General features: G+C 36.9%; 4 protein-coding genes. 2 read left to right on the top strand and 2 right to left on the bottom strand.

Annotation, left to right across the window (positions count from 1 at the left end):
* On the bottom strand, nucleotides 1-1229 hold a 1229-nt coding region (locus GO685_RS03950; RefSeq protein WP_175937662.1), incomplete at its 3' end, for an NAD(P)H-dependent flavin oxidoreductase.
* A gap of 161 nt (nucleotides 1230-1390) precedes the next feature.
* Between GO685_RS03950 and coaE the strand changes: the two genes are divergently transcribed.
* The gene (coaE, locus tag GO685_RS03945) at nucleotides 1391-1978 is read left to right on the top strand and encodes a dephospho-CoA kinase (RefSeq protein WP_175937661.1); all 588 of its coding nucleotides are present in this window, start codon (nucleotides 1391-1393) and stop codon (nucleotides 1976-1978) included.
* On the opposite strand, the gene GO685_RS03940 is transcribed toward coaE, so the two are convergent.
* Complete coding sequence (locus GO685_RS03940; protein ID WP_175937660.1) at nucleotides 1961-3160, bottom strand: ribonuclease D; 1200 nt, start codon at nucleotides 3158-3160, stop codon at nucleotides 1961-1963. The genes coaE and GO685_RS03940 overlap by 18 nt on opposite strands.
* 305 nt (nucleotides 3161-3465) lie before the next feature.
* On the opposite strand from GO685_RS03940, the gene GO685_RS03935 reads away from it, so the two are divergent.
* On the top strand, nucleotides 3466-3868 hold a 403-nt coding region (locus tag GO685_RS03935; RefSeq protein ID WP_458695293.1), incomplete at its 3' end, for a MutS N-terminal domain-containing protein.

Here is a 3868-nt window from a genome sequence, read left to right as displayed (position 1 = left end):
GGATCCGGCTTTCGTCCTGTTGAATGGTTACCATGATCTTTCCAATTGCTAAACAGACAATGGCTCAAACATCCCATGCAATTGATCTGATCTTGTCTTATCTCCGCAAATTTGTCTGGCGTTACAAAAATCACAGTTGTATCTGGAGTTTTCATTGCTTCTGTATATCCTGCCCTAGTCCACGTGTTTGCCAGTTCTTTATCTTTTGCAGTGAGGTAAATCTTTCTACCTCTTGCGCCAATTGCAAATTCACTATTGAATTCTTCGCTGGCACTCTCTGAAAATTTTATTTGACGTGAGTTCCGTTTCTGTAACTCACGTATGAAGTTATTTTGCACTGCAGATGAATAAAACCCCGTTGGACTGAATTTATTCAAAAATACGTCACCTTCTTCTAAAGTGAGTAGCTTCTTTTTCCACTCCGTGGAAATTGGACTTTCCTCCGTCAAAAGTGGACGAGTGCCAAACTGAAGAGCTATTGGTCCAATTTGTGGATTGTCAAACCAACGTTCCCAATCTTTTAAGTGCCACACTCCCCCCGCCATAACAATTGGCGTTTCCGAAAGACCGATCTCGTTCATGAAAGATCTAAGCTCTACAACCCTCTCAAATGGAGCTTGTGGAAGTTCTGGGTCTTCACTATTACTGAGTCCGTTATGTCCTCCAGCAAGCCATGGATCTTCATACACTACTCCACCAAGCAAAAAAGAGGATACTTTTTGGTAAGCGCGCTTCCACAATGCTTTAAAAGCGCGTACTGATGAAATAATAGGGTAATAATAAACCTGATATTTGGCTGCAATTTCCCCGAGCCTATAAGGCATGCCAGCACCGCAGGTAATACCATGAACTAAGCCTTTTGCCTTTTCTAATATACCATGAAGTACACGTTCTGCTGCCCCCATCTCCCAAAGCACATTCATATGTACTCTTCCATGGCTTTGTGATATTTCATTCGCTATTCTTGCCTGACTAACCCCAGCCTCGATGCTGTACTTAATCAATTCCTCATGTTTTTCATTTCTTGTTTTGCCTTTGTAAATCAGTGGTACTAACTCACCGTTATCATCAATAAGCTTAGCATTTGCACCAGAAAATGTACCCACAGCATCTGCTGCAGCAAATGCTCCACTTGATCTTCCATCACTAATCGCAATGCCTTTGCCGCCCTCGATAATTGGCCACACTTCCTTTCCTGAAATCATTATTTTTTTTATCTTATTTTTCAAAACTTCCTCATAATCTTTCACTCTATTTTACTTAATTACTAAAAAAATAATAGCTGTTTATTTTCTCTTGACATCGTCAGAGCCTCCACAACCAAAATTGGTTTTAAATAGACATGTAAACAAAGAGCAGCTACTATAGATATAGCTATGTGTTTTTGCTTATGATTATAGGTTTAGCAGGTGGGGTTGGAGTAGGAAAGAGCTTTGTAGCCAATTGTTTTGAAGAATTTGGTGCTGCTGTGTTTGACGCTGATTCTGTTGTACATCAGCTTTATAAAGTAGATAAGAACATAATGAGTTACACAAAAGAAAATTTTCCCGGAGTAGTAGTAAATGGTGAAATAGACAAGGAGGTATTGTTTAAATATTTCTTAGTCCATGATAAAAATTGGATGCAATTTCAATCTTTAGTTCACTCCGCTGTGCGAAATGAGCTAGAAATTTTCATTGCTCAGGAAAAAAAGACCGATAGAAAACTTCTAGTTCTAGACATTCCACTCTTGCTGGAAACGAGATTTCGTTTATATTGCCACTTTATCATTTTCGTCCATGCAGATAGCGCTGTGCAAGCTCAAAGACTCAATGAACGTAATATAGATAAAGAAAAGCTGGATCGGATTTCCAATATCCAGCTACCCATTGCAGAAAAAAGGCTGATGAGTGACTTTACCATCGACAACAGTGCAAGTAAAGAACACGTCCTTTCTCAAATAAAAGATATAGTAGATTCGTTAAACCTCAGCAGTTGATTTCAACTTACAATTTGCCCTTACTAAATTACTTCGAATTTTGGTTGTATTATTTGTGGATTTCACTAATGAAATTTCAAACCTTGAGCCTGCGTTTAAAAATGACTCAATTGACCTGCCAAAAAAGTCATACCTCCACCCTTTAAATAGTTTATCTGTCTGCCCAGATATTGACCCAGCCAATTCATCTTTTGACGAAACCAATTTTCTTGATATGCTGTTTTCCTTACATTCGCTCTCTAGAACAATCAAGAGTATATCAAGCACAGATCTATCATAACTGCTTGACGGAGTATAATCTTGCTGCATAAAGTCTTTCTCATTCTCATTGAAAATATCTATGAATTCTAATAGATCTTCCTCCTTTATATTTTTCGTGTTCTTTCTGAGATCTTCTAAAATCTCATCAACACGCTCCACGTTTTTTTCAATAAAGCCAGCTATTACAGCATTATTAACTATTTTATTACGATTCACATTATAGCGCTGTGCTAAGGTTTCTTGCCACTCACTAACTGCTTTAACAGTTAATATCAATCTTGGATTTGCCTCGTAATTAAATTTAATCCTCCTCCATGCATCTTTTGGACTACGCAAATACTTATTTATATCAACCACTGCTTCCATCTCTTGCTGAAACCAGCCTATTCTACTCTTTTCTTCAAGTTTATTGCGCAATATCTGGTGTAGGTCATATAGATGCACCACATCGCTTATTGCATAGTCTAATTGATCCTCAGAAAGTGGACGCTTTAACCAGTCTGAATTTTTAGCTTTAATTTTATCTAATACCACCCCTTGATATTGCTCCACTACTTTTGAGTAACCAATGAAGTCATGATAATAATGACAAAACATAGTAGCAACTTGGGTATCAAAAATGGGAGTGGGAATGCATTTGAATACGGTGAATAAAGATTCTATGTCCTGCCGACAGCTATGAAACACCTTAATTATCTTGCGATTTAGCATTATTTTTTTAATAAGTGATAAATCAATTTCTGGCACTAGTGCATCTACAACAAAACTCTTACTTCCGTAAGAAATTTGAATTAACGACAATTTTGGATAATAGGTTAAATTGTTTCTAAGAAACTCCGTGTCAACTGCTATAAATTTTGGCTTTTTTGCTGTCAACTCCTCACATGTGTCTCCCAGATCTGACGTTGTACTAATTAGCATATATTTTTTACTCAGTAGCCATATTTTAACATTTATATTAAATTTTGCAATTAATAGATCTTTTGCATAATCAATTTATGCAGGAATACATGCCTTTCACAAATAGCAGTTTAGACTTTTCAAAAAGTCAAAATTCCATATAATTTTAGCATGGCTGATATAGCTTATAGAAGAGGCTGCAAAAGATTCATTACATATGTACAGTTTTCTAAAGAAACGAGCAATCTTGCTTTTGTGTAGGCTTCTATTTAGATTTTATGTTATCCGTACGATAAAGCTGAAGCTATCAACGTATAAAAAACATTATGAACTTTGTAAAAGAAAAAAACACTCCTGTGATGGAGCAATATTTAAACCTGAAAGCTCAATATAAGGATCATCTGTTGTTCTATAGACTGGGAGATTTCTATGAGTTGTTTTTCGATGATGCCGTTAAAGCTGCAAAGCTGCTGAATATAGTACTCACTAAGAGGGGTAATTCATGCGGGCAAGACATACCAATGTGTGGAGTGCCAGCACACAGTAGTGAATCTTACCTGCACAAGCTAATAGATTTAGGGTTCAAAGTAGCAATCTGCGATCAATTAGAAACTGCTGATGAAGCAAAAAGGAGGGGCTATAAATCCATAGTAAAGCGCGATGTAGTGCGAATTTTAACTCCAGGCACAATTATCGAAGATTCGCTGCTGGAGGATAAAAACAATAATT

Origin of the sequence: Wolbachia endosymbiont of Madathamugadia hiepei, from assembly GCF_013366855.1 — a bacterium.
Classification (GTDB): Bacteria; Pseudomonadota; Alphaproteobacteria; order Rickettsiales; family Anaplasmataceae; genus Wolbachia.
This window is presented reverse-complemented; position numbering and strand designations above follow the sequence as displayed.